The following is a 22,774-nucleotide window of genomic DNA, read 5'->3' as shown; positions in this document are numbered from 1 at the left end:
TGCGTACAATACCCTTTATGTGCTGTATTTACTAACTGAAGCCCCTCTAGCACCTCATTCTTACTATTGAGAAGAGTCATATAAATTTTGATGATGTTGCTGGTAGCCTTCTTTGCTGGTGAAAACATAGAGCAAGAAAGGCTATCAATCTTAAGAAGGGCCTGTTCTTTGGATACGATAATATAGAGCTAAATAGAATCAAATCATATATAATCCCGCAGCATCAAAAAATGCTGTCGCAGGCGAAATACTGCTAAAACAAAAAGGCCTGCTCAAATTGAGCAGGCCTTTTTGTTTTATGTCAGCGCTTACTTTTGCTTCGCGCTTTTTCCTATTTCGTTAAGAGCGGCTTCTGCCTGAGGGTTAGCAGGGTCTAAAACTTTTACTTCCTGCCAATACTTCATTGCATTGTCTCTTTCCCCTTTCAGGTAATAGTAGTAACCCAGGTAAGAGTTTGCCTCAATCAGGTCTCTCTTGTACTTATCTGAATCTGCACCAGCAATTTTGATGAATTCCTCATAGTGAGGTCTTGCTAATCCTTCCTCAGTTTCAGGATCCTGGCTGGCTTGTGCCCGCGCTCTCCATAAGTGGCCGTAAGCATACGTAGGGTTGGCTTCTGTTACTTTACCATATGTAGAGTCAGCTTGCTGAAAGAATTGATCAGCTGCTTCTCTATCATTAGCTGCTGCTTTTTCTTCACCGGCCATCATATAGATGTTACCCATGTAGTAATAGTCAGCGTTGCTCGGCTCTACGTTAGTACGCTTTCTCTCGTATACCTCGATAGCTTGATCGTACTGGTTATTCTTTGCGTAAGCGCTAGCCAGTTCTGCATACAACTCTACGTTTGCATTGTTCATCTGCAGCGCTTTCTCAAGATTCTCGATAGCTTTCTCAGACTGATTGTTCTTGTTCAGGATACGGCCATAGTACTCATAGTCCTCGGCAATTAGTTTGCTTTGGTCTACCTTCTGCATATATCCCTCAATAGCTTCCAGCGCTTTATCCGGCTGACCTAACTCCATGTAAGAGTAAGCTCTCAAACGGTTCATAACCGTGTTGTCTGGCTGCTCCTGTAGTACTTCCTCCGCTTCTTGCAAGGCTTTGTCGTAGTTCTTCGTCAGGAACAGGAAAGAAGCATATTTTGCACTGGTTTCAGGAGTATCCTCTGCCATGTCTACAAACTTCTGGAATGTAGACAGCGCTTTGTCATACTGACCTGCAAAATAGTAAAGTTCACCCAGGTCGCTGTAAGCAGGAGCGAAGTTAGGGTCAATTTCGATTGCCTTTTTAAATGCTTCTTCTGCTTCGTTGTAGTTACGTGAGCTAGTATACAACTGGCCTCTTCTCATGTAAGCAGTAGCATAATTTTCATCTAACTGAATAGCTCTGTCGTAGCTACTCATGGCCTCACCACCTCTTTTTAATTGCAGGTAAGCGTCACCTAACACAACGTTTGCTAAAGCATTATTGCTATCGCGCTCCAATGCCTGCTTCAAGTACTCAATACCTTTGTTGATATCAGCCTCGGTAGCATTCGGTGCATTCACATAAGCATCACCAACCATAGCGAGCACATATGGATCTCTTTTACCTCTTCCGCTCAATGCATCACCGAAGGCCTGCTCGGCTTTTGCTCTGTTTCCCTGCTCTAAGGCAAGCTTACCAAGGCCCACATGGTTTATATAAGACCTTTTGTTGTTGGCAATACCTTGGTTAAAGTAATATGCAGCTGAGTCCGTATTGTCGGTTTTCAGATAAATATCACCAAGAGCGAAATAAGCGTTGTCAGCTGAATTCTTGTTTCCGAGTTGTCCTTTATAAATCGATTTTGCTTCTTCGTAGCGCTCCAGGTCAACTGCTCTTCTACCAGCATCTCCTGTTTGGGCTACAGCTGCTGTAGCAGGAAAAGCAGCAGCCATAAGGGCAATATACTTCCAGTTTCTTGTCATTAGTATTAAAGTTTAGTTGTTTGTTGCTGAGTTATAATCAATTTTTATGCCGCTTCTACTAGTTTCGCAATCCGATAACCCGTACTGGCATAGTGGCTGGCACAAGTCCTGATTTCAGTATCATTCGTTGTCCCTGGTCTCCACCAAGGAAAGATGCAAAACCTGTGCCAAGACCTGTACGTCCTTCTGTACTAATAACATACAGGTTACGTCTAAGGGGATAAACCTGTTGTGCTATATAAGCCTGGTATGGCTGATAAAAGCTTCCGGTTGTTAAAGGCGCTGGATCTTCACTTATGCCTACCACTTTTATTCTGTTGAGAAAACTCATAGCCGTTGTGTCATCCAGGTCGCTGATCCAATTTACGCCTATTACCCCAAGTGCATTTTCATTCTCTGCCACATAATCAATAAGTGCCTGATGCGATTTAGCGGCAAAAGTGTTTTGTGGAAGCTTTTGATCTGTTGTTAGAGAATCCCGCACATAACGCGCTGTGCTTGAGTTGTTGTTGTCAAAAACGATGGTGATTTCTCCTGATCCTGTACTTCTCTCCAGTTCACTCCAGTCTTTTACTCTCCCGTTAAAGATGTTTTTTACTTCATCCAGTGTTAGCAGTGAGTCCGGGTTATTGGGGTTGGTGATGAGTGCAATGGCATCTATGGCAATTTTTGTACTGCGTGGGATACGTTGGTTCTGTTTTATAATTGCTACTTCATCAGCTGTCAGTTCTCTTGAAATGATGGCTATTCTGGTGCTGTCGTTCAGGAGGTCCTTTATAACTTCCCCTTCTGGCTTATAGGATGCATCTATATCTGCTCGCTCATAAATCCCCTCAAAAGTATTTACCTGTGATTCTATTATAGGTTGGTATGACTCATCCACACTTATATTAGTGTTTCCTGAGGTAGGTGTGCTCAGAGGAGTATCTGATTCATTACCGCAGGCATATAAAACAAGCATACTTGCTGCCAACACTATACTGTGTGCTTTAATCTTCATCTCTGTTGTTTCTATTGCGTTTGGAGGTTTGGTAAACTCTTATAAATCTAACAATTCCGTATAATATTAAAACTCCACCTAGAAAGTATCTAACCTCAACGCCGACACTTAGGTTCAGGTTATCCCCTGCAAACATAATAAATAAGCCCAGCGCTACATAAACTAATGTCATCACTAAGCCAAATATGCGGGCAAATTTATTATATGCGCTTACTGTTGGTTTTTTGTCGTCTCTTTCCGGTCTCAGCATGTTATACGTTTATGTAGTCGTGCTTATTGTTTAACCCATAAAAATAAACCAATTGCTCATAAAAAGAAAGCAGAAGCTAACAAAACTGTGTTTGTTGCCTCTGCTTTCTTTACTTTATCTAAGCTTATTGTATATTAAACTTGATGGGCAGTGTATACCTAACGGGTACGTTCCTGCCGTTTTGTTTTCCGGGCTTCCAGCGAGGCATCTTGTTTATAACACGCAGCGCCTCTTCATCGGTTCCAGAGCCTAAGCCCTTCACTATTTCAGCCTTGGTAATGGCGCCATCCATTGCCACAACAAACGTTACCACTACAATTCCTTCCACACCGGCGCGCTGTGCCTCGGCAGGATAGCGCATTTGTTTGCTCAAGTATGCAAACAAAGCTTTGTCTCCTCCCACAAACTCCGGCATTTCTTGTACATGAATGAATTCGGCAGGCGCCTCTTCCGCCTCTCCAGTAGCTGTTCCTATTCCTGCCACGGGTGCTTCATCTAATGTTACCCCTGGCACCTCCGGAATATCGCCTTCTATAGTATTCTTGCCGATGCTCACTTTACTCAGCAGGTCCTGATCCGGCAGTGTTGCTGTTTCCACCTTCTCGTTGTCAGCTACTACTTTAGCGGTGACAAATTTCTCGGTTTTTACCTTTTTCTCCTGCTTCGGTGCTACAGGTATAACCTCCTTCTTTGGCGGCTCAGGTAATTTGGGCAGGTTTGGCTGTTCCAGAATGAACGGTTCATTAATTTTATACACAGGCTTTACATATTTCACCTGATCTGCAAAAAAGATATTTTCTACTAACGGTCCGACCAATGCCCCTGAAAAGATTGCTGTTGCTATGATGGCTGCAAGCGTTAAGTGCTTGTTGTAAACTCTGCGAAGGACATACGCGCCGTACGCTTGATTTCGACCTTTGAACACAACATTGTTGAACGTCATGCTTAAAAAATAGCTCTTTTTCATGGGCTTTGGTTTTAGGTTTATAAAATCATTTTTTTGTAATGGGTTTGTTAGTTTTCAATAAGTCTCTTTATAGTGGTTAGATAATATACGCTTTTAATTTTTAATAGTATGCATGCTGAGTATCTTTTTATCACGACACATAAAAAAAGCCCAGTCATTTCTGACTGGGCTTTTTTATTAAGCTTTGATGTGCTTATTTAATTGTGTAACGAACCGGGAGCGTATAGCGAACAGGTACTGTTCTACCGTTCTGCTTACCAGGAGTCCACTTTGGCATTGACTTTACAACACGTACAGCTTCTTCGTCGGTACCGCCACCTAAATTCTTGATGACTTCTATTTCAGATATTTCACCTGTTCTGCTTATCACGAAAGAAAGTACAACGATACCTTCAATACCGGCACGCTGAGCAGCTGCAGGATATCGGATATTCTTACCTAAGTATCTGAGCATTTCTGTCTCTCCTCCAGGGAATTCTGGCATCTGCTCAACATACGTGTAAGGCTTCTCCTCTACAACCTCTGCTACCACATCACTGGTACCATCAATTTCGCCAAGGTCCATCGGAGCATCCGGGTCTCCTTCTACAGTTTCGATACCGGCATCTACTTCTTCCAGTACCTCAACATCCGGAATTTCCTCTTCTTGCTGCACTTCTTCATCACGCTTCACTACCGGTGGTGTATACTTAACAGTAGCACGCACTGGTGGTGGGGGTGGTGGAAGATCTGGTGGCGGCGGTGGTGGCGGCGGCGGCGTGGCCTCATCAATTGGTGGCGGTGGAGCCAGGTCTACTTCTGTAACTATACGCTCAACCACAACTTCCTCTTCTTCGCCTTCTATCATCTTTGCTATCAGTGGGATACTGATAAAAAGAAGGAATAGAACTGTGGCAATGATAGCGGCTTTTGTGATATGATTGTTGTACAGTTTGCGAAGTAGATAGGCACCGTATGCTTTGTTTCGTCCCTCAAAGACGATGTCGTCAAGCGATGCTTTAGCTGCTAAGTTACTGTCCATATCTTATTGTCCTATATTTTGTTGCGCTAATAATTCTGCGTCTGCATCCGAATATTCTACAAGTGCAAACTTTCTGGTATCTGTGATTTTCAACTCGTCCAGCATGTCTACAACATTCTTGTAACGCGATGTCTCCATTGGCTTGATCATCACGGTCATTTTGTCATTAGACTTCACCTGAGGTGATACTAATACTTTTCTGATACCGTTTGCTGAGTAATCAGCTTCAAGCACATCTGGACCGTCTGCCGCAAGGCCGAAGTAATAATATACTTCATCATCCTCACCCAGTATGATTGTCAAAGCGTTACTTGCCTTCAGCGCAATCTGTTCTTCCGGATTGTCTGGTTCCACAGGCATGTTGATTTCCATGGTCTGTGGCTTACTGAAGGTTGTTGTAAGCATGAAGAACGTAAGTAAAAGGAAGGCAAGGTCCACCATTGGTGTCATATCCAAATGAACGGACATTTTTTTGGCTCTTTTCTTCCCCCCTTTACCGGAGTCAGCTTTTTCTTGAATTTCTGCCATATCTTATCTCCTTTTAAATTATAAGTTGCTTGGCCTTGCTTCCATGTCAGTAATCAGGTTAAACCTGTTTACCTTCCTGTCTTGCAGGATGTCGATAACCCGCTGAACTGTTGCATACTCTGCGTCTACGTCTCCTTTGATAGCGATAACTACCTTAGGATTCGTTAAACGTGTATTATGCACCCAGTCACCAAGTTCATTATTTGTCGAGTCAATTGGAATACCTTGTTGCTCTACTTCTTTACGTGCATTAGGCTCCATTGCCAAATAAGACTTCAGCTGGTTTATCGGAACACCAAAGTTCGTCAACAGAGTAAAGGTTCTTATCTCTTCTTCTGTGAAACCGACTCCGTATTTACCTGCCATCTTATTTAAAAGCTCTTCCTTTGTTTGCTGGCCATCCACTCCGAAAAACACCCGGTTATTACCACCTATTGTTAGTGTTATTACGTTAGATTCAGGCAGTTTGATTTCCGAAACAGAAGTAGGGGTATCTACCACTACCGACTCCTCCGGGGCAAACTTAGTTGTTAGCATAAAGAAAGTAACCAGCAAGAAGGCTAAGTCCACCATTGGCGTCATGTCCAATGAGGGTTTGGTTCTTTTTACTTTTACTTTAGGCATAATTTATTTTTTGATACTGTTAACTAAACTATACAGTTTGAGTTTTTACTGGAGCTGTGTCATGCTGCGCTGCGAAAGTAGAGATGATGCTGAAACCTGCTTCATCAATGCTGTACGTCAACTCATCAATTTTGCTTGTAAAGTAGTTATAAGCAATAATGGCAAGAGCAGAACCTGTAATACCAAGGGCTGTGTTGATCAAGGCCTCAGAGATACCGTTTGCAAGACCAACCGCATCTGGAGCTCCACCTTGTGCAAGGGCCGCGAATGCCTTAATCATACCAAGTACCGTACCAATCAAACCTACCAGTGTAGAGATAGAGGCGATTGTGGAGATAATTACCAGGTTTTTCTCAAGCATTGGAAGTTCAAGTGAAGTTGACTCCTCAATTTCCTTCTGAATAGCGGCAATTTTCTCAGCTTTCAGCAACTCAGGCTCGTTCAGCATTTCTTTGTACTTCAACAAACCTGATTTTACCACGTTTGCAACAGAACCTTTTTGTGCGTCGCAGGCAGCAATTGCGCCGTTGATGTCACGCTGGTTCAGCTTAGCAGAAATAGTTCTCACGAAACCGGCAACGCTCTTGTTTCCTTTTGCTTTGCTGATAGTAAGTGCTCGCTCAATTGCGAAAATAAATACCATCAGTACAAGCGACATCAGGATAGGTACTACCCAACCACCTTTGTAAACAATTCCTAAGTAGTTACCAGGAAGTGGATGGCTTTCCGGATCTCCACCTTCGAAGTTAGCAGGGTTACCTAATATAAACATGTAGATAAGCACACATACTATAATAGATATCGGAATAACAATTGTTGCAAATATACCGCCTACTGGGCTTGCCTTTTTTTCTACATTAGCATTCTTGCTCCCTACTGCAGTCTTTTTTTCCATTTTTTTAAAAGTTTAAAGTTTAGCTGTTTGTGTTGTGATTAATTGTTTGTGTAAGTGTGAAATGTAAATCAATTGCTTTTAGTTCTTTAATGAAATCGCAATTTCTGCTTTTTCTCAAATTTTCAAACTATCAGAGCGCTTATATTTTATGAAAAGTATCAGCTTCTGCCTCTTTAGCACACTAATTTAAGCTTTTCTATTTTTAAATTCCAAATCTTAGCTGCTCTTCTGTCTGAAAAAAATAACCTGATCATCCACTGTCAAAGTATAAACATCAATATTGTAAAACGTGTTACCTGCTGTTTTTGCTGCTGAGTTGCTGTGTGCAGGCAGCAAAAACCTGGTGTTTGAAACGTGTTAAACTGTTGTTGGTATGGTAGTTATGGTTTTAGGGTAACAATACTTTATCAGAAAATGGTTGCATCTGCAGTGACTAACTTAAGCAAAATTGTTTTGATTTGTAGCTTTTACACTTAAAAAAGTGAATTATATCAAATAAAAGTTTCTGATAAATGCATGTAAGGCTAGCGCTTTTTTGCCTTGTTCCAGTAAAAATCCATCTCCGTCAGGTTCATGTCCTGAAGCTTTTTCCCATCTTTCGCCGCCTCTGTTTCCATAAACTGGAAACGGTCGATGAACTTGATGTTCGTGCGCTCCAATGCTTCCTCAGGATTTATGCCGGCAAAGCGGGCAAAGTTTATAAGTGAAAACAGCAGGTCTCCGAACTCTGCATTTGCCTTCTCCTGATCTATTGCAGCTGTGTCTGCTATGTTGAACTCTGCTTCGAACTCTTTTAGTTCCTCCTGCACCTTCTCCCACACCTGCGACTTATCGTCCCAGTCGAAACCAGCGCCGCGGGCTTTCTCCTGTATGCGCATGGCTTTCACGAGTGCGGGCAACGAAGAGGGTACGCCACCAAGCACCGATTTGTTCCCTTCTTTAAGCTTGAGTTTTTCCCAGTTCTGCTTTACCTCCTCCTCTGTGTCGGCTTTTGTGTCGCCATAGATGTGCGGATGCCTGAATATGAGTTTGTCGCACTGTGCGTTGAGAACGTCGGCTATATCGAAAGCATTGTGCTCGGAGGCAATCTTTGCATAAAAAATCAGGTGCAGCATCACATCGCCCAATTCTTTCTTTATTTCCTGCATATCTGCTCTTAAGATAGCATCGGAAAGCTCATAGGTTTCCTCTATAGTAAGGTGGCGCAGGCTTTCAATCGTTTGTTTCCTGTCCCAGGGGCACTTCTCCCGGAGGTCGTCCATCACATCGAGCAGGCGGTCAAAAGCCTGTAACTGTTTGCCCCGGGGGCTATCGTCAAAATTAGTCTTATTCATAAGGGCAAATATAATAAAAACAATGGCAAGCCGCCTGAAGAGCTACAGGAGGCAAGTTGGTGGAGTATTAACCGGCGAAAGCTTCTGAAAGTATAACTTAATTACTACTTTTGCCTACGTAAAAAAAATGGACAAGTGGCTTTAATAAAATCAATTTCAGGAATACGTGGAACGATAGGCGGGCAGGCAGGTGAAGGACTTACGCCTGTAGATGTTGTAAAATTCGCTGCTGCTTTCGGTACATGGGTGCTTCAGACAACCGGCATCAACAAGATCATAGTTGGCCGCGATGCCCGCCTTTCCGGCGAAATGGTAAACAAGCTGGTCTGCGCTACGCTGCAGGGGCTTGGCATAGATGTGGTAGACGTGGGGCTTTCCACAACACCTACCGTAGAAATGGTGGTGCCGGAGAAAAAAGCCGGAGGCGGCATCATACTTACTGCCAGCCATAACCCAAAGCAGTGGAATGCACTGAAGCTGCTGAATCAGAACGGGGAGTTTATTTCTGATGTGGAAGGCAAACTGGTATTGGAGATTGCAGAGAAGGAGTCTTTTACTTTTGCGCAGGTAAATGATCTGGGTAAGTACAAGCAAACCGATACAGCTCTAAAAAAGCACATTAAGGCAATTCTAGAGCTGCCGCTGGTAGATGTGGAAGCTATAAAAGCCAAGAACTTCAGTATAGTGGTTGACGCCGTGAACTCAAGCGGAGGAATCGCCGTGCCTATGCTGCTGGAGGCTTTAGGTGTAAGAAAGATAGAGAAGCTGTATTGTGAGCCGGATGGTAACTTTGCCCATAACCCGGAGCCGCTGCCAGAGAACCTGCGCGAAATCTCGAAGATAATCGAAAAAGGGAAGTTTGACTTGGGCATTGTGGTAGACCCTGATGTAGACCGCCTCGCGCTTGTAAACGAAGACGGCAGCATGTTTGGTGAGGAGTATACGCTGGTGGCTGTGGCTGACTATGTGCTGAAGAACCAAAAAGGCAATACCGTATCTAACCTGTCCTCTACCCGTGCGCTGCGCGATGTAACCGAGAAAGCCGGTGGCGAATACTATGCCGCTGCCGTAGGAGAGGTGAACGTGGTGAACATGATGAAAGAGCAGAACGCTATCATCGGTGGCGAAGGCAATGGAGGTATCATTTACCCTGAACTGCACTATGGCCGCGATGCCCTTGTTGGAATCGCGCTGTTCCTGACCCATTTGGCAAAGGCAGGCACCAGCATGACGCGCCTGCGGGCATCTTACCCAAACTACTATATCTCGAAAAATAAAATTGAACTGACGCCGGACGTGGATGTGGATAAAGTGCTGCACCAGATGCAGGAGCGCTATGCCAAGCAACCTGTTAACACTATCGATGGCGTGAAGATAGAGTTTGACAAAGAGTGGGTGCACCTGCGCAAGTCTAACACCGAGCCTATTATCCGTATTTATGCAGAGTCAGACAGCAACGCCACAGCAGAGCACCTGGCAAATAAGATCATTGCCGATATCAAAGAAATCATCTCTGAGAAAGCGTAATGCAGATGTGTTGTTGTCGTTTTTGTAATGCCTAAGAAATAAATTTGCGCCAGCGGAGACAGGTAATTCCTTCTGCTGGCGCAAATTTTTTTATACTTGTACAGTTCAGAAAGAACAGAATCAGAATTTTAAGCCTATTTATATGCGTGTATATTTAGATAATGCAGCCACCACTCCACTGGATAAAGAGGTTTTTGATGCCATGGCTCCCTATATGCTGGAGCATTTCGGCAATCCATCTTCTATTCACTCACATGGGCGTGAGGTGAGGTCGGCCATCGAGAAAGCACGAAGAACAGTGGCCACTTTACTGAATACTTCCCCCGCGGAAGTTTTCTTCACATCAGGAGGCACGGAGGCCGACAATATGGCCATCCTCAGCACCGTTCGCACGTTGGGTTTAAAGCATGCCATTTCCACAAGGCTGGAGCACCACGCCGTGCTGCATACTATGGAGCTGCTGGAGAAGGAGGGGGTATTGGTAAGCTACCTGCGCCACGATGAGCGCGGCAACTTAGACCTGGAGCACCTGGAGGCACTATTGACAAGCCAGCCGCAGACGCTGGTGTCGGTGATGCACGCTAACAACGAAATCGGAAACCTGAACAATGTGGAGGAAATCGGCCGTATCTGCAAAACGCATAATGCCATCTTCCACTCCGACACAGTGCAGACCATAGGCCATTACAGGCACGACCTGCAGAAGCTGGGTGCAAACTTTATTGTTGGCTCTGCGCATAAATTCCATGGCCCCAAAGGAGTAGGCTTTCTATATGCGGATGCTGGGGTTAAGATTCAGCCGCTCATTCAGGGTGGGGCGCAGGAGCGCAACATGCGGGGTGGCACCGAGAACGTGTATGGCATTATCGGCCTGGCGAAAGCGCTGGAAATTGCCTGCCGCGATATGGAGGAGCACCAGCGCCACATACAGGGGCTGAAGGACAGGATGATTCATAAACTAAAAGAGCAGATGGAGGGTGTGAGCTTCAACGGCATGTCGGAATACAGCGACAAGAGCTTGTATACAGTGCTGAACGTAAGTTTGCCCGCTTCCGATATCAACGAGATGCTGCTTTTTAGCCTTGACATCAACAAAATATCTGTTTCCGGAGGCAGTGCCTGCAGTAGTGGTGCCAACACCGGCTCCCATGTGCTGCGTGCCCTGAATTGTGATCCGGAACGCGGCTCTGTCCGTTTCTCCTTCAGCAAGTTTAACACCCCGGAGGAAATTGATTATGCCGCCGGGACATTGGCGAAAATGTTTAAAAAAACGCCGGCTTAGCATTACAGGCTGTCGCATCAAAGACAAAGGCTTTAGCAGCGATGCTGGAGCCTTTTTGACTTCAGTTTCCAATAAACAACGATAATATGAAAAGTATAGGTGTTTTCTGCGGAGCCAACCATGGGCAGGGAGAGGTATATCAAAAAGCTGCTGCAAAATTAGGCAGCTTGATGGCAGCGCAACAGATTGCCCTTGTATTTGGGGGCGGCAAGGTAGGTCTGATGGGCACAATAGCCGATGCTATTTTAGCGGGTGGTGGTCAGGCCATCGGGGTAATACCGCAAAGCCTCGTGGACAGGGAAGTAGCGCATACAGGTTTGTCAGAGTTACATGTGGTGCAAACCATGCACGAGCGAAAAGCCTTGATGGCAGCGCGTTCAGATGCTTTTATCGCCATGCCAGGCGGTTTCGGTACGCTGGACGAGGTGAACGAAATCATCACGTGGAACCAGCTAGGCATCATCCGTAAGCCTGTTGCCTTTTACAACGTGAATGGCTACTTTAATAAGTTCATGGAGATGATAGACCATGGCGTAGCCGAAGGTTTTATTAAACCTGCTTACCGCGATAGCCTGATTGTGGAGGAAGATGCAGCGGCTTTGCTCCGGAAGGTGGTAAGTTATGCCGATGCTGCCTCAGAATCTGGAGTTGATTTTAAGCGGATATAAGTAATTGCTAATTGTTGATTGCTGAAAAATTGTGTGGTTTAATTGTTAAATGGTTGATTTAGAAAAGTAAAAGTCAATATCAGCCATTTAACAATTAAACAATCAACAACTAATGCTGCAGTACCATCTCTTTTACAGCCTCCACCCACATCGGTTCGGAGTTAAGGCTTTCTACCAGTTGCCATTTCTCGCCGCCGGCTTCTAAAAACATCTCCTTAAATTCCTCGCCCACTTCTATGGTCGTCTCCAGGCAGTCCGCTACGAAGGCAGGGCTATAGGCCAGCACTTTCTTGATGCCTTTGGCAGGTAGGTCTTTCAGTATGAAATCAGTGTAAGGCGTCAGCCACGGGTCTTTGCCCAGGCGAGACTGGAATGCCACCATGTATTGGTCCTCACGCAGGCCCAGTTCTGCTGCCAGCAACCTGGACGTGGCGTAGCAGGAGGCGCGGTAGCAATACTTGTTCCGCTTGTTATAGGTGTTGCAGCAGGCGCCTAGCTGACAATAGCCCTTGTCGCTGCCCTTCAGCACATGCCGCTCCGGCACACCGTGGTAGCTGAACACTACAAAGTCGTAGTCGTCCTTGGCCATATGCTGCTTGCCCAGTTCGGCAAAAGACTTGATAAAGCCTGGGTCGTCGCAGAAGCTGGAGATAAAGCTGATGTTCGGAATCACCCACCAGTCCTTTACAATCTCCATAACCTTATCCTGCACAGAGCCTGTAGAGGCAGAGGCATACTGAGGGAACAGCGGCAATACAATGATGCGGTCTACGCTCTGCTCGCGCAATTCCTCCAGTGCGGCCTTGATGCTCGGGCTTTGGTAGCGCATCCCGAAGGCTACATGATAACGGTCTCCGAGACTGGCCTGCAGCTTTTTCTGAAGGTCCAGGCCATGGTAAAGCAACGGAGAACCTCTCTCGGTCCAGAGCTCCTTGTAAATCTTTGCTGACTTTGGCGCTCTGAATGGGGCGATAACACCGTTGATGAGGGCGTAACGCGCAACGGCATTTATATCAATCACGCGTTTGTCCAGCAGGAACTCGCGCAGGTATTTTCTTACGTCAGGGGTGCTAGGGCTGTCTGGAGTACCAAGGTTTACCAGCAGAACGCCTATTTTACCAGTAGCTTTCTTACTCATTTATCTTCAATGCTTTTCAAATACAAAGATACGAAGTATAATTTGTTTGTTTTTATCTAAAGCTTCTATGGCTCATAGAGGCAATCTTATTCCTGTTAAAGTAACAGGAGCCGGAATTGTTCAGTTGTTATAGAAAGTTTAGCATTTCATACACTTCTGCGCATGTTGTAACCTCGCAGCGTGCGCAGCTCCTGCGAGTGTCTGGTAGAGTTGCGCACGCTGCGGGTCCCGAGTCTTAATTTTTCTCCCTCAGGTTCACAATTATTCTATCAATCTGGGTATCAATTATTCAGGCATCGCTATTTATCCGTAATAAAGAAGTACTTTTGCAACCTCAAATTTTAGCGTATGGCCGAAACATCACATAAAGCTGGTTTTGTAAGTATCGTGGGCAAGCCGAACGTGGGTAAATCCACGTTGATGAACGCGCTGGTGGGGGAAAAGCTCTCCATCATCACGTCTAAAGCGCAGACCACACGGCACCGCATCATGGGCATCCTGAACGGCGATGACTTTCAGATTGTATACTCTGACACGCCGGGCATCATTAAGCCGCAGTACGCCTTGCATGAGTCCATGATGAGTTTTGTGCGTACCTCGCTCGAAGATGCTGACGTGATCCTATTTGTAACGGACATCTATGAAAAGCACGACGAGGATGATGTGATCAAGCGATTACAGCATGCGGAAGTGCCCATCCTGTTACTGGTTAATAAGATTGACCAAACCACAGAAGAGGAGCTGCATGAGAAGGTGGCTTATTGGGAGGAGAAGATGCAGCCAACGGAAATACTGCCTATCTCGGCGCTTCATGGGTTTGGGCTGGAGCATTTGTTCTCGCGCCTGCTACATTACCTGCCGGAGCACCCGCCTTATTTTCCGAAAGATGAACTGACGGACAAGCCGGAGCGTTTCTTTGTGTCGGAGATGATCCGGGAGAAAATCTTCCTCAACTACAAAAAGGAAATTCCCTACAGCTGCGAGGTGGTGGTAGAGGAGTTTAAGGAAGAAGAGGACATTATCCGCATCCGGGCCGAAATTAGTGTGGAACGCCGCAGCCAGAAAGGCATTGTGATAGGAAACAAAGGCGAGGCACTGAAGAAAGTGGGTACACAGGCCCGCATCGACATGGAGACCTTCTTTCAGAAAAAGATTTTTCTTGATTTGTATGTGCGCGTGAACGAAAACTGGCGAACCGACCAAAAGCTGCTTCGGCGCTTCGGTTACAGCGAGTAAGTAGGCGCATAATATAAGAGTATGATTAAAATTTAGTCATGCTCTAAAGCTTCGGGGCACGGTGCTCCGGGGGCACTTTAAAATTTTTATTTTTTTTTACGATGTCATCAAACATCATTGCAATTGTAGGCCGCCCCAACGTGGGCAAGTCTACCCTTTTTAACCGCCTGATTGGCCATCGCAAAGCCATCATGGACAATGAGAGCGGTGTTACAAGAGACAGAAGCTACGGCCATGGCCAGTGGATTGGCAAGTATTTTACCGTAATCGATACCGGTGGCTATGTGCATGGCTCTGACGATATTTTCGAGGAAGAGATAAACAAGCAGGTGGAGCTGGCTATTAAAGAAGCCGACGTGATCCTGTTTATGGTGGATGTGGATGCTGGTTTAACGGGCCTGGATGAGGAGTTCGCCAACGTATTACGCCGCTCCGATAAGCCTGTTTACATCGTGGCTAACAAAGCGGACACTACTGCGCGTGCCCACCAGATGAGCGAGTTTTATTCGTTGGGTGTAGGCGAGGAAATTTACCCTGTCTCTTCGCAGAACGGCTCCGGCACAGGTGAACTGCTGGATGCGGTGGTAAAGCATTTCCAGGACGAAGGCGTGGAGGATCCGGATGCCGGTATTCCGAAACTGGCCGTATTGGGCCGTCCGAACGCGGGGAAGTCTTCGTTTGTGAACCTGCTGCTGGGCGAGGAAAGAAACATTGTAACAGCCGAGGCAGGCACTACCCGCGATGCCATACATTCGCGCTATAACGCCTTTGGCAAGGAATTTATCATTGTAGACACTGCCGGCCTTCGCCGCAAGAGCAAGGTAAGTGAAGACATTGAGTTTTACTCTGTAATGCGCTCCGTGCGTGCTTTAGAGGATGCTGACGTGTGTATTGTCATGCTGGACGCCACGCGCGGAATCGAATCGCAGGACGTGAACATTATCACGCTGGCTGAGAAGAACCGCAAAGGTATTGTAATACTGGTGAACAAGTGGGACCTGGTCGAGAAAGACACGCACTCTACAAAGCAGTTTGAGGAAGAGATACTGAAGCGGATTGCGCCAATCAAGTATGTGCCTGTCATCTTTACCTCGGTAGTTACAAAGCAGCGTATTCTGAAGGCGGTGGAGAAGGCGATGGACGTGTACGAGAACAAAACGCAGAAAGTACCTACGTCTAAGCTTAACGACCTGCTGCTGCCAGACATTGACCGTAACTCGCCGCCTGCCATCAAAGGCAAGTTTGTGAAAATTAAATACGTAACGCAGCTGCCGACGCACAACCCTACGTTCGCGTTCTTCTGCAATCTGCCGCAGTACATCAAAGACCCTTACAAGCGTTACCTGGAGAACTGTATTCGGAAGCACTTCGGGTTTGAAGGTGTTCCGATTAATTTAGTGTTCCGGAAGAAGTAATTTCCGCAAGAGCTAAAGGCGCAGGCATATTATGTTTGCGCCTTTTTGCTTTTTGGCACATCCGCTGCTGCCTGCTCCGCCACGTCCTGCTACAATGCAGGTAAAGGTGCTATCTGAATTGTTATTGCTCCTAATCAGGAAATAAGTTTAGACTGTGCGTTCCCAGCGAGTTGCACGGTATTTGGGCAGAGAGTGTCTCATCTTTCAATATTTTTCATAAACTATATTCAGGTGCTGCCGTATTCGTTTTGATATCACTCGTATAACAGGTAAGGCTATACATTTGCTAAACTGCCTGGTTAAAGGATTGATCATCATCAAGACTGATTAACATATGAAGAAGATTTTTTTTGCATTTGCGTTAACCGGCCTTTTCGGCTTTAGCTCTTGCGACTCACCATCAGAAGGGAGAGTGGAGAATAGAGATGAAAGAGTAGAGGAAATGGAAGACAGGGCTGAGGAAAGAGCCGATGAAATGGAAGAGTTAGCAGAAGAGAAGGAGGATACTTCTGCCGTTATTGAATAGGTGGAGACAGCAGAACAGCCCCTTAAATAGATAGAATTACAAACAGAGTTTAATTTAAAACGCATATACATATGAAAAAGCCAATTTTTATGCTGCTGGCAGCTGGATTATTTACCTTTGCTTCCTGCGAGTCTACCTCAGAAAGCAGAACAGAAGAACGAGTTGATGAAGTAGGAGATGATATAGAAGAAGGTGCAGACGAAGTGGGAGATGAGATTGAAGAAGGCGCCGAGAGAGTGGAGGATGAAGTTGAACAGCAGTAGTAATAGAGCATAGTATATTAAAGCAAAAGGGACCTGTACAGCAGGTCCCTTTTGCTTTTTTTGCTGCGGTCTGAGTGGAGTTGTATGAAGCAGGCACGGCCTGTTTGGCAATTGTGTGTGAAGCCGTACACGTACAGCTATTTAAAATTGCATCCGTATAACATAAGTGAATAGCTACTTTTTATTATAGAAACCAATAAAGAAGTGAATATGAGGAAGGTATTATACCTGCTGATGGCAGGAGGCTTTTTAACCTTTGGTTCCTGTAACTCACCTGCAGAAGAAAGAGAGGATGTAATAGAGGAGTCTGAAGATTTAACAGAAGCGCGGGAAGAGGGTGATAGGGAGGATATAGTTGAAGAAAGACGGGAACTGAAAGAGGAAATGGAAGAATATAACGAAGCAGTGGCCGAAGAAGCGGATACTACTATCATAATACAGTAAGGATGAATTAAAGAGTAAGGGTGAATTAAATTGAAAGGAACTATGAAAAAGATAATGTATATGCTCATGGCCACAGGCCTGTTAACCTTTGGTTCTTGCGCTTCTTCTGAGAGTGCTGCAGAAGAAATAGAAGAGGAAACTGAAGAAGCTGCTGAAGAGATTGAGGATGCTGCTGAGGAAGTAGAAGACGAGATAGACCGTTAACTAGTAGTTAGATTTTTTTTAAATCAATTTCAAACAAAAAGGGACCATAAACATAGGTCCCTTTTTGTTTGAAATTGATAGCTTATGGCCCCAGCCGTTTTTGAATCATACCGTTCACAAGGGCAAATAAGCGTTTGGGGGTAAAAGTGCGCCAAGGAATATTATCAAGGCTGCCTCCATAGTTAATGTAGTAGTCTAAGTTATAGTTTTTCATCTCGCTCATTACAAATTCCTGAAAGCCAAGCGCAGCAATCCATCCATCTTCAATATCCTCAAACCACTCCTCATAATATGCATCGTCGGAGCCGTGGAAATTGAACACATTCTCCCCGATAATAATGAACCGGTGAATGCCCTCGTTTACCAGCGGGTCAATAATGTTTCGCTTCAGCTGCATGATGTCGTTGTGCAGCGTGTCGTTCCACTCCCCGATAAACTCGATGATGGTAAAGCCTAAGTCGTAGTCGGTATAGAGTATTTTCAGGAAGAGCGTTTCAGACTCCATATCATCCCATTGCGGATGTATATAATATCCGTAAATGGTATTGGTGTACTGCAGGAGGTTGCTCTCGGTGCCGAACAGCGGTGAGCGCGGATCTTCGGCAGCAGAGTACTTATCAATCCAGTTATAAAATGGTTCTATGGTATGCATAAAAATTCAAGCGTAATAGTAGGGCCTGTATATCGAACCTGTTGCTTCGTGTACTGGCAAGGCTGCTGCAAAGTTGAGGCTTTTCCTGCTCTTTTGCAGCCCAGTTGCCTCGAAACAAAGGATCAACTAAAAAAGCTTTCATTATTATTTAAGATAATGTAATTTTCTGATGCAGGAACTGTTTTGGAATAGCGTGCACTATTAAAAAGTATAAACGCTATCGTTGTAGTTCCATTAATTGATATTTCGTTCTATGTACCAGTGTTCACCCCTAAAAAAGATTCTTCTGCTACCTGCGACTTTTTACCGTTGTGCCACCTTTCTGTTGCTGGTGTTTTGCCTGCAGGCATGTGCTACATCCGGAGTGCCGGAGCAGGCAGAGGTGCCGGATTATACTGAGGTGTACCACCCTGTTATAAATGTAGCAGAGTTGGAAATTGTAGAAGGAAATTACGAGGAGGCGCTGGCTGCCTACCAGCAGGCCTTTGCCGCTGTGCCTGTTCCCTTTGCCCGTGATTATTATAACGCTGCCGTAAGCGCAGTAAAGTTGGGGGATGAGAAGCAGGCCTTCGATTACCTGGAGCAATTAGTGCTGAAAGGGGTAAGCCTACCTTACCTGGAGCGGCAGCAGGTGTTCGATACATTGCAGACATCACGGCAGTGGAAGAAATTTAAAAAGCAATACCCCAAGCGACGGGAAAGGTATGAAGAGGCTGCCAACCTCATACTGCGCGACGACCTGGATGAGCTTTATGCCCGCGACCAGTACTTCCGGCAGGCGGAAGGAGGTTTGCGTGTGCATGGCGATACCATACGGCAGATAGAGGCTGACAATGTAACAAACCTGCTGAACTGGATTAACGATTACGGCTACCCCGGTGAGGCATTGATTGGGGTGGCTGACACCTTAGAGGAGTTGCCCCGCTTTAGCATTGTGATTGAGCGGCAGACCACAGCCAGAAACGGTTATGATTTTAAAGGCATTCTGTCAAAAGCTGTAAAAGAAGGGCGGATGGCACCGCAACCTGTGGCTTATTTGCTGGACCAGCAGGCCGGGAAGATCATGTATGGTTCCAGGGCTTTTGCTAAAATCAGGTGCAGAAGATGCAAAGATAATGACAAGAATTATGAGAAGATACAGAGCTTGTTGCTGGAAAGTATGAGTGACGAGGAGTTGGCACAAATTAATAAAAGAAGGGAAGAGTTAGGCCTGGAGCCACTGCAGGATTACAGGAAGAAGGTATTGCACAATGCAGAAGATGCGCAGTTTAAGCTCAACTATGATTGGTCTGTTAAGAATTATGTTGTACCAAGCAGCGAGGCTGCCGATGTACTGTTAGAACGCTTAACCGTAGCAGAAGAGTAAACCCATACAACAGAAAAGCGGCTGCCAGGAGATTTTTCCTGCAGCCGCTTTTCTGTTGTATAGCTTTTATGATTTGATTTACTATGCCGGATTGTCGCTGCCCCGGAAAGCCTCCATGGCGGCGCGTACACTGCCATACTTTTTAAGCAGAGCGCCAGCCTCTGTGTTTTTGAGGTTAAGCTCCTCCATTAGCATCCGGATACCCCTGTCCACGAGCTTGTGGTTAGAAAGCTGCATGTCTACCATCTTATTGCCTTGCACGCGGCCAAGTTTTACCATGGTAGTAGTGGTAAGCATGTTAAGCACCAGTTTCTGCGCTGTGCCGGCTTTCATGCGCGTGCTGCCAGTTACAATCTCAGGACCAGTAACGACTTCTACCGGATAGTCTGCCTTAGCGGCAACAGGACTATTGGCATTGCAAACAATGCAACCTGTGGCAATGCCGTGCCTGCGGCAGGTATCAAGCCCTCCGATAACGTAAGGTGTCGTGCCAGAGGCAGCAATGCCCACTACTATGTCTTCCTGGCTGATGTTGTAGGCCTGCAGGTCTTTCCATGCCTGCTCCTGATCATCTTCGGCAAACTCTACTGCCTTGCGTATGGCGCTGTCTCCTCCCGCTATGAGGCCTACTACCATGCCATGCGGCACTCCATAAGTAGGAGGGCATTCAGAGGCGTCCACAATACCCAGGCGGCCGCTGGTGCCGGCCCCAATGTAGAAGAGCCTGCCGCCTTTTTGCAGCCGCTCTACAGTGGCCTGTACCAGTGCCTCCAGCTGCGGGATTGCTTTTGCTACCGCCTGCGGCACCGTCTGGTCTTCGCGGTTAATGTTCTCTAACAGTTCCCGCACGCTCATCTGCTCGAGGCTGTCGTAATTAGAGGCTGATTCGGTAGTAGACAATTTCTTGGAATTTTAAGTTTTAAATGATGAATTCTGAACGGGCAGAAGAAAAGCAGGGAAAGAAAGAGTACAATGCCTGTATCACGGCGAGTCTTTTATCTTTCGTCCCTAACCCTTTGTCTGAATAGCTATACGTTCTGCGACAGCAGCTCCTGATGGTAGGCAATCAACCCTTCGCTTGGGCTTGTAATGATGGTGCCGATATGCACGCCATATTTTTTAGCTACCTGGTGCAGTGTGTCAGAGAAGTGATAGGCCACAGAACCGATAAAGTTTACAGGTACTTCTGTATAGCCCTTGTACTTACAGACATGGCGTTCAAAAAACTCATCGAAATTCTGATAGATCATAGCATGTATCACCGGGTCTTTGCGCTTTTCATGCATGAATTTGGCAAAAGTGGCCAGATACGTACTGGGCATGTCAGAGAGATATACGCCGTCCAGGATGCTTTCTTTTGTGAGGTTGTAACGGTTCCTCAGCGAAGTAGCCAGTTCCTCTGGCAGCTCCCGGTACATGTACGCTCTGATGAGCATCTTACCTAAGTAGGCACCACTGCCTTCATCACCTATCAGGAAACCCAGGGAGGGAACATTGTCGATAATGTTTTCACCATCGTACAGGCAGGAGTTTGAGCCGGTCCCTAGGATACAGGCCACACCTGGCTTTTGGCCGCAAAGGGCACGGGCTGCTGCAAGTAAGTCGTGGTCTACAACGGCCTCACTGTTAGGAAAAATTTTTTTCAAAGCCTGCTCCACACGCAGGTTCCGGTCCGGAGAGCTGCAGCCTGCGCCATAATAATAAATTGTACTCGGGTTCTTCTCTTTCAAATGCGGAAGCAGTTCTGCTTCAAATATGTTGTAAATCTGAGCGGACTCTATGTACTGAGGGTTGATACCTGCTGTAAGTATATGTTCATGAACACCTGTGGCATCTATCATGCGCCAGTCTGTTTTGGTCGAGCCGCTATCAGCTATTAATATCATGCTGTCTTAGGATTTTTTGGTTTATGAGGACTTCCTCCCAATTTAATAATTTTTTATTACGGGCCTTTCTATTGCTCCTCTATTCTGCGAATTGTGTGCTTTACGAGGCCTACTACCTCAAATTTATCAAAGACGTTGGCATTATGCGGTGCATCTTTCAGTTCTTCTGTCAGATCCTGCCCGGCCCAGTGCTCATAGTGTTTGCCGTCGCGCCACATCCTCGACTTCCGGACATCATAAATCACACCTTTATACGCCACCCATATTTCGTCCCGGTCCTGCCCGTTACGCGAGGCCAGCTGCTGCAGCGTGTATTCTGGTAGAGTCATAAAATTTACCCAATCCGTGCCTGCGTCAGCACCCAGCGGTTAGGAACTTCGCCCTCAATGGCCTGTAGGTAGTCTTCGTAGCTGCAGGGCACAATACGGCTGCTTTTTTCGCTGCTGAGCGGTTCTACCTCCAGCCACCATTTCTCACCGCTCCTGCTCTTGTAAAAAATCATGCGGTCCGGGTCGCTGTTAAAGGCAACGGCATACCTGGTAAATTGTTTGCTGGTAAAGTCAAGCTCGTTTTTGCGATGGTAAAAGCCCTCTATAAAGTACCAGATCATGGTAGCAATGGTCATGGCGGTCAGGTCCCGGTCGTCTTGGGCGGGATCGTACTCGTAGATACCGAGTGAGGTTAAATTGTCGTTCAGGCCGGCATACCAGCAGAGTTGGCAAGCCTCCTCGCCTGTAAGCCCAAACGGGTTAGCCGGCTCATAACCGGGGGCATCCTGGTGGCGGATAGCGGAAATATCGAATGTGAGGAGATCAGCCAGGCGTACCACAGGTTCCATCTCCTGCACTCCACGGTGTACTTCGCCTACCCGGTACGCCTCAAAGTGTAGTTTCTCCATTGTTGCCATCACCTCCGGCTCCACCAGGTACGACTGATAGCCTATCTGCCCCAGGCTAAAGAGGTAGTTCGGCTCGTGCATCAGAATCTGGCGCAGTTGCTTTTTATTGGGTGTGGCGGCAATTTCCTCCGTCATGTCAACACTGCTGTCTACGGTTACCATGTTCACCACGCGCTCCAGATGCTCGTAACCCAGGTACTGGCCATACTCCAGGTCATGCGAGCCGCCGATGATGACAGGGATGGTGTTGTGCGAAATCAGCACCTCTACTATTTCCTTAAGCCGTAAATAAGTGTCTTCTAAAGTAATGCCGGGGCGCAGGTTGCCGAGGTCCACTACCCGGCAACGGCCTGTTCCCTTGTTCAGGTTATAAAGCCGCTGCCGTACGGCGCGTGCAGGCGCATTGGCAGTTGCAGGCGTGTCCTCGTTACGGCCTCTGCTTTCGTTTACACCGAGTATGGCAATGTCAGCACTCCGCCAGTCCGGGGATTTGCTCACGAAGCGGCTGATGTAGGCGCCTAACGTGCGGGGCTTATTAAGCGTGGCGTACACATCCTCGTTCAGCGGCTCAAAAAAGATTGACAGGTTCATAGGATTCATCTGGAAAAGTCAAAAATACTTAAAATTTGGTTTTCAACAGGTGACTTTACCTGCAATAGAAGGCTGAATTATGAGTTGTAAATATAAGTTATCATAAA

The 22,774-nt window shown here is 46.2% G+C and carries 25 protein-coding genes; 10 read left to right on the top strand and 15 right to left on the bottom strand.

Going from position 1 to position 22,774, the window contains the following annotated elements:
• Positions 1-308: 308 nt before the first annotated feature.
• From DXT99_RS16230 to mazG, 9 genes are all read right to left on the bottom strand, one after another.
• Positions 309-1,952 (bottom strand): tetratricopeptide repeat protein, encoded by a 1,644-nt coding sequence (locus tag DXT99_RS16230; protein WP_115566629.1) that lies wholly within the window; start codon positions 1,950-1,952, stop codon positions 309-311.
• Between the two features lie 58 nt (positions 1,953-2,010).
• Positions 2,011-2,952, bottom strand: coding sequence for a PstS family phosphate ABC transporter substrate-binding protein (locus DXT99_RS16225; protein WP_115566628.1), 942 nt, complete (start codon positions 2,950-2,952; stop codon positions 2,011-2,013).
• Positions 2,942-3,202 (bottom strand): hypothetical protein, encoded by a 261-nt coding sequence (locus tag DXT99_RS16220; protein ID WP_115566627.1) that lies wholly within the window; start codon positions 3,200-3,202, stop codon positions 2,942-2,944. Before DXT99_RS16220 ends, DXT99_RS16225 begins: the two co-directional genes overlap by 11 nt.
• A gap of 124 nt (positions 3,203-3,326) precedes the next feature.
• Complete coding sequence (locus tag DXT99_RS16215; protein WP_115566626.1) at positions 3,327-4,169, bottom strand: energy transducer TonB; 843 nt, start codon at positions 4,167-4,169, stop codon at positions 3,327-3,329.
• 193 nt (positions 4,170-4,362) lie between these two features.
• Positions 4,363-5,190 carry an energy transducer TonB gene (locus DXT99_RS16210; protein WP_115566625.1) on the bottom strand — a complete coding sequence of 276 codons (828 nt, stop codon included), beginning with the start codon at positions 5,188-5,190 and terminating at the stop codon, positions 4,363-4,365.
• Between the two features lie 3 nt (positions 5,191-5,193).
• A complete protein-coding gene (locus DXT99_RS16205) occupies positions 5,194-5,718 on the bottom strand; it encodes an ExbD/TolR family protein (protein WP_115566624.1) in 525 nt (174 codons plus the stop codon).
• An 18-nt stretch (positions 5,719-5,736) separates the two neighbouring features.
• Positions 5,737-6,342 carry an ExbD/TolR family protein gene (locus tag DXT99_RS16200; protein ID WP_115566623.1) on the bottom strand — a complete coding sequence of 202 codons (606 nt, stop codon included), beginning with the start codon at positions 6,340-6,342 and terminating at the stop codon, positions 5,737-5,739.
• A 28-nt stretch (positions 6,343-6,370) separates the two neighbouring features.
• On the bottom strand, positions 6,371-7,237 hold the full coding sequence (locus DXT99_RS16195; protein ID WP_115566622.1) for a MotA/TolQ/ExbB proton channel family protein: 867 nt from the start codon (positions 7,235-7,237) through the stop codon (positions 6,371-6,373).
• A 524-nt stretch (positions 7,238-7,761) separates the two neighbouring features.
• The gene (gene mazG, locus DXT99_RS16190) at positions 7,762-8,571 is read right to left on the bottom strand and encodes a nucleoside triphosphate pyrophosphohydrolase (RefSeq protein ID WP_115566621.1); all 810 of its coding nucleotides are present in this window, start codon (positions 8,569-8,571) and stop codon (positions 7,762-7,764) included.
• Between the two features lie 135 nt (positions 8,572-8,706).
• Here mazG and glmM point away from each other — a divergent pair, with 135 nt between their 5' ends.
• The 3 genes from glmM (at position 8,707) to DXT99_RS16175 (ending at position 12,048) form a co-directional block, all read left to right on the top strand.
• Positions 8,707-10,098, top strand: coding sequence for a phosphoglucosamine mutase (gene glmM, locus DXT99_RS16185; RefSeq protein ID WP_115566620.1), 1,392 nt, complete (start codon positions 8,707-8,709; stop codon positions 10,096-10,098).
• A gap of 142 nt (positions 10,099-10,240) precedes the next feature.
• Positions 10,241-11,380, top strand: a complete 1,140-nt coding sequence (locus DXT99_RS16180) for a cysteine desulfurase family protein (RefSeq protein ID WP_115566619.1) — start codon at positions 10,241-10,243, stop codon at positions 11,378-11,380.
• An 86-nt stretch (positions 11,381-11,466) separates the two neighbouring features.
• The gene (locus tag DXT99_RS16175; RefSeq protein ID WP_115566618.1) at positions 11,467-12,048 is read left to right on the top strand and encodes an LOG family protein; all 582 of its coding nucleotides are present in this window, start codon (positions 11,467-11,469) and stop codon (positions 12,046-12,048) included.
• 109 nt (positions 12,049-12,157) lie between these two features.
• Here DXT99_RS16175 and hemH read toward each other — a convergent pair whose 3' ends face one another.
• Positions 12,158-13,186, bottom strand: a complete 1,029-nt coding sequence (hemH, locus tag DXT99_RS16170; protein ID WP_115566617.1) for a ferrochelatase — start codon at positions 13,184-13,186, stop codon at positions 12,158-12,160.
• 348 nt (positions 13,187-13,534) lie between these two features.
• Here hemH and era point away from each other — a divergent pair, with 348 nt between their 5' ends.
• The 6 genes from era to DXT99_RS27075 all read left to right on the top strand — a co-directional run bounded on the left by era (position 13,535) and on the right by DXT99_RS27075 (position 17,274).
• Positions 13,535-14,422: a GTPase Era gene (gene era, locus DXT99_RS16165; protein ID WP_115566616.1), complete on the top strand. Its 888-nt coding sequence runs from the start codon at positions 13,535-13,537 to the stop codon at positions 14,420-14,422.
• A 101-nt stretch (positions 14,423-14,523) separates the two neighbouring features.
• A complete protein-coding gene (gene der / locus DXT99_RS16160) occupies positions 14,524-15,837 on the top strand; it encodes a ribosome biogenesis GTPase Der (protein ID WP_115566615.1) in 1,314 nt (437 codons plus the stop codon).
• A 334-nt stretch (positions 15,838-16,171) separates the two neighbouring features.
• Complete coding sequence (locus tag DXT99_RS16155; RefSeq protein ID WP_115566614.1) at positions 16,172-16,363, top strand: hypothetical protein; 192 nt, start codon at positions 16,172-16,174, stop codon at positions 16,361-16,363.
• 71 nt (positions 16,364-16,434) lie between these two features.
• Positions 16,435-16,626 carry a hypothetical protein gene (locus DXT99_RS16150; protein WP_115566613.1) on the top strand — a complete coding sequence of 64 codons (192 nt, stop codon included), beginning with the start codon at positions 16,435-16,437 and terminating at the stop codon, positions 16,624-16,626.
• Between the two features lie 210 nt (positions 16,627-16,836).
• Positions 16,837-17,070 (top strand): hypothetical protein, encoded by a 234-nt coding sequence (locus DXT99_RS16145; RefSeq protein WP_115566612.1) that lies wholly within the window; start codon positions 16,837-16,839, stop codon positions 17,068-17,070.
• 42 nt (positions 17,071-17,112) lie between these two features.
• Positions 17,113-17,274 (top strand): hypothetical protein, encoded by a 162-nt coding sequence (locus tag DXT99_RS27075; RefSeq protein WP_181885149.1) that lies wholly within the window; start codon positions 17,113-17,115, stop codon positions 17,272-17,274.
• Positions 17,275-17,356: 82 nt separating this feature from the next.
• Here the strand turns inward: DXT99_RS27075 and DXT99_RS16140 are convergent, their stop codons facing one another.
• Complete coding sequence (locus tag DXT99_RS16140) at positions 17,357-17,926, bottom strand: hypothetical protein (RefSeq protein ID WP_115566611.1); 570 nt, start codon at positions 17,924-17,926, stop codon at positions 17,357-17,359.
• A 253-nt stretch (positions 17,927-18,179) separates the two neighbouring features.
• On the opposite strand from DXT99_RS16140, the gene DXT99_RS16135 reads away from it, so the two are divergent.
• A complete protein-coding gene (locus DXT99_RS16135) occupies positions 18,180-19,292 on the top strand; it encodes a cbb3-type cytochrome oxidase subunit 3 (protein ID WP_147294239.1) in 1,113 nt (370 codons plus the stop codon).
• A gap of 81 nt (positions 19,293-19,373) precedes the next feature.
• Here DXT99_RS16135 and murQ read toward each other — a convergent pair whose 3' ends face one another.
• The 4 genes from murQ to DXT99_RS16115 all read right to left on the bottom strand — a co-directional run bounded on the left by murQ (position 19,374) and on the right by DXT99_RS16115 (position 22,667).
• Positions 19,374-20,192 carry an N-acetylmuramic acid 6-phosphate etherase gene (murQ, locus tag DXT99_RS16130; protein ID WP_115566609.1) on the bottom strand — a complete coding sequence of 273 codons (819 nt, stop codon included), beginning with the start codon at positions 20,190-20,192 and terminating at the stop codon, positions 19,374-19,376.
• Positions 20,193-20,320: 128 nt separating this feature from the next.
• Complete coding sequence (locus DXT99_RS16125; RefSeq protein ID WP_115566608.1) at positions 20,321-21,178, bottom strand: hypothetical protein; 858 nt, start codon at positions 21,176-21,178, stop codon at positions 20,321-20,323.
• A 68-nt stretch (positions 21,179-21,246) separates the two neighbouring features.
• Entirely contained in the window at positions 21,247-21,507 is a 261-nt protein-coding gene (locus DXT99_RS16120) for a cytochrome b5 domain-containing protein (RefSeq protein WP_115566607.1), read from the bottom strand.
• A gap of 5 nt (positions 21,508-21,512) precedes the next feature.
• Positions 21,513-22,667, bottom strand: a complete 1,155-nt coding sequence (locus tag DXT99_RS16115) for a formimidoylglutamase (RefSeq protein ID WP_115566686.1) — start codon at positions 22,665-22,667, stop codon at positions 21,513-21,515.
• Between the last annotated feature and the right edge of the window lie 107 nt (positions 22,668-22,774).

This window comes from Pontibacter diazotrophicus, assembly GCF_003367245.1.
In the GTDB taxonomy this organism is placed as follows: Bacteria; Bacteroidota; Bacteroidia; order Cytophagales; family Hymenobacteraceae; genus Pontibacter; species Pontibacter diazotrophicus.
The sequence above is the reverse complement of the archived record's forward strand: the minus strand, read 5'-3'. Positions and strand labels throughout refer to the sequence as shown.

Excerpts from the sequence above, each read along its gene's own strand:
- DXT99_RS16230 (WP_115566629.1), bottom strand. The coding sequence starts at position 1,952 with ATGACAAGAAACTGGAAGTATATTGCCCTTATGGCTGCTGCTTTTCCT.
- DXT99_RS16225 (WP_115566628.1), bottom strand. The coding sequence starts at position 2,952 with ATGAAGATTAAAGCACACAGTATAGTGTTGGCAGCAAGTATGCTTGTT.
- DXT99_RS16220 (WP_115566627.1), bottom strand. The coding sequence starts at position 3,202 with ATGCTGAGACCGGAAAGAGACGACAAAAAACCAACAGTAAGCGCATAT.
- DXT99_RS16215 (WP_115566626.1), bottom strand. The coding sequence starts at position 4,169 with ATGAAAAAGAGCTATTTTTTAAGCATGACGTTCAACAATGTTGTGTTC.
- DXT99_RS16210 (WP_115566625.1), bottom strand. The coding sequence starts at position 5,190 with ATGGACAGTAACTTAGCAGCTAAAGCATCGCTTGACGACATCGTCTTT.
- DXT99_RS16205 (WP_115566624.1), bottom strand. The coding sequence starts at position 5,718 with ATGGCAGAAATTCAAGAAAAAGCTGACTCCGGTAAAGGGGGGAAGAAA.
- DXT99_RS16200 (WP_115566623.1), bottom strand. The coding sequence starts at position 6,342 with ATGCCTAAAGTAAAAGTAAAAAGAACCAAACCCTCATTGGACATGACG.
- DXT99_RS16195 (WP_115566622.1), bottom strand. The coding sequence starts at position 7,237 with ATGGAAAAAAAGACTGCAGTAGGGAGCAAGAATGCTAATGTAGAAAAA.
- mazG (WP_115566621.1), bottom strand. The coding sequence starts at position 8,571 with ATGAATAAGACTAATTTTGACGATAGCCCCCGGGGCAAACAGTTACAG.
- DXT99_RS16180 (WP_115566619.1), top strand. The coding sequence starts at position 10,241 with ATGCGTGTATATTTAGATAATGCAGCCACCACTCCACTGGATAAAGAG.
- DXT99_RS16175 (WP_115566618.1), top strand. The coding sequence starts at position 11,467 with ATGAAAAGTATAGGTGTTTTCTGCGGAGCCAACCATGGGCAGGGAGAG.
- hemH (WP_115566617.1), bottom strand. The coding sequence starts at position 13,186 with ATGAGTAAGAAAGCTACTGGTAAAATAGGCGTTCTGCTGGTAAACCTT.
- era (WP_115566616.1), top strand. The coding sequence starts at position 13,535 with ATGGCCGAAACATCACATAAAGCTGGTTTTGTAAGTATCGTGGGCAAG.
- der (WP_115566615.1), top strand. The coding sequence starts at position 14,524 with ATGTCATCAAACATCATTGCAATTGTAGGCCGCCCCAACGTGGGCAAG.
- DXT99_RS16155 (WP_115566614.1), top strand. The coding sequence starts at position 16,172 with ATGAAGAAGATTTTTTTTGCATTTGCGTTAACCGGCCTTTTCGGCTTT.
- DXT99_RS16150 (WP_115566613.1), top strand. The coding sequence starts at position 16,435 with ATGAAAAAGCCAATTTTTATGCTGCTGGCAGCTGGATTATTTACCTTT.
- DXT99_RS16145 (WP_115566612.1), top strand. The coding sequence starts at position 16,837 with ATGAGGAAGGTATTATACCTGCTGATGGCAGGAGGCTTTTTAACCTTT.
- DXT99_RS27075 (WP_181885149.1), top strand. The coding sequence starts at position 17,113 with ATGAAAAAGATAATGTATATGCTCATGGCCACAGGCCTGTTAACCTTT.
- DXT99_RS16140 (WP_115566611.1), bottom strand. The coding sequence starts at position 17,926 with ATGCATACCATAGAACCATTTTATAACTGGATTGATAAGTACTCTGCT.
- DXT99_RS16135 (WP_147294239.1), top strand. The coding sequence starts at position 18,180 with ATGTACCAGTGTTCACCCCTAAAAAAGATTCTTCTGCTACCTGCGACT.
- DXT99_RS16125 (WP_115566608.1), bottom strand. The coding sequence starts at position 21,178 with ATGATATTAATAGCTGATAGCGGCTCGACCAAAACAGACTGGCGCATG.
- DXT99_RS16120 (WP_115566607.1), bottom strand. The coding sequence starts at position 21,507 with ATGACTCTACCAGAATACACGCTGCAGCAGCTGGCCTCGCGTAACGGG.
- DXT99_RS16115 (WP_115566686.1), bottom strand. The coding sequence starts at position 22,667 with ATGAACCTGTCAATCTTTTTTGAGCCGCTGAACGAGGATGTGTACGCC.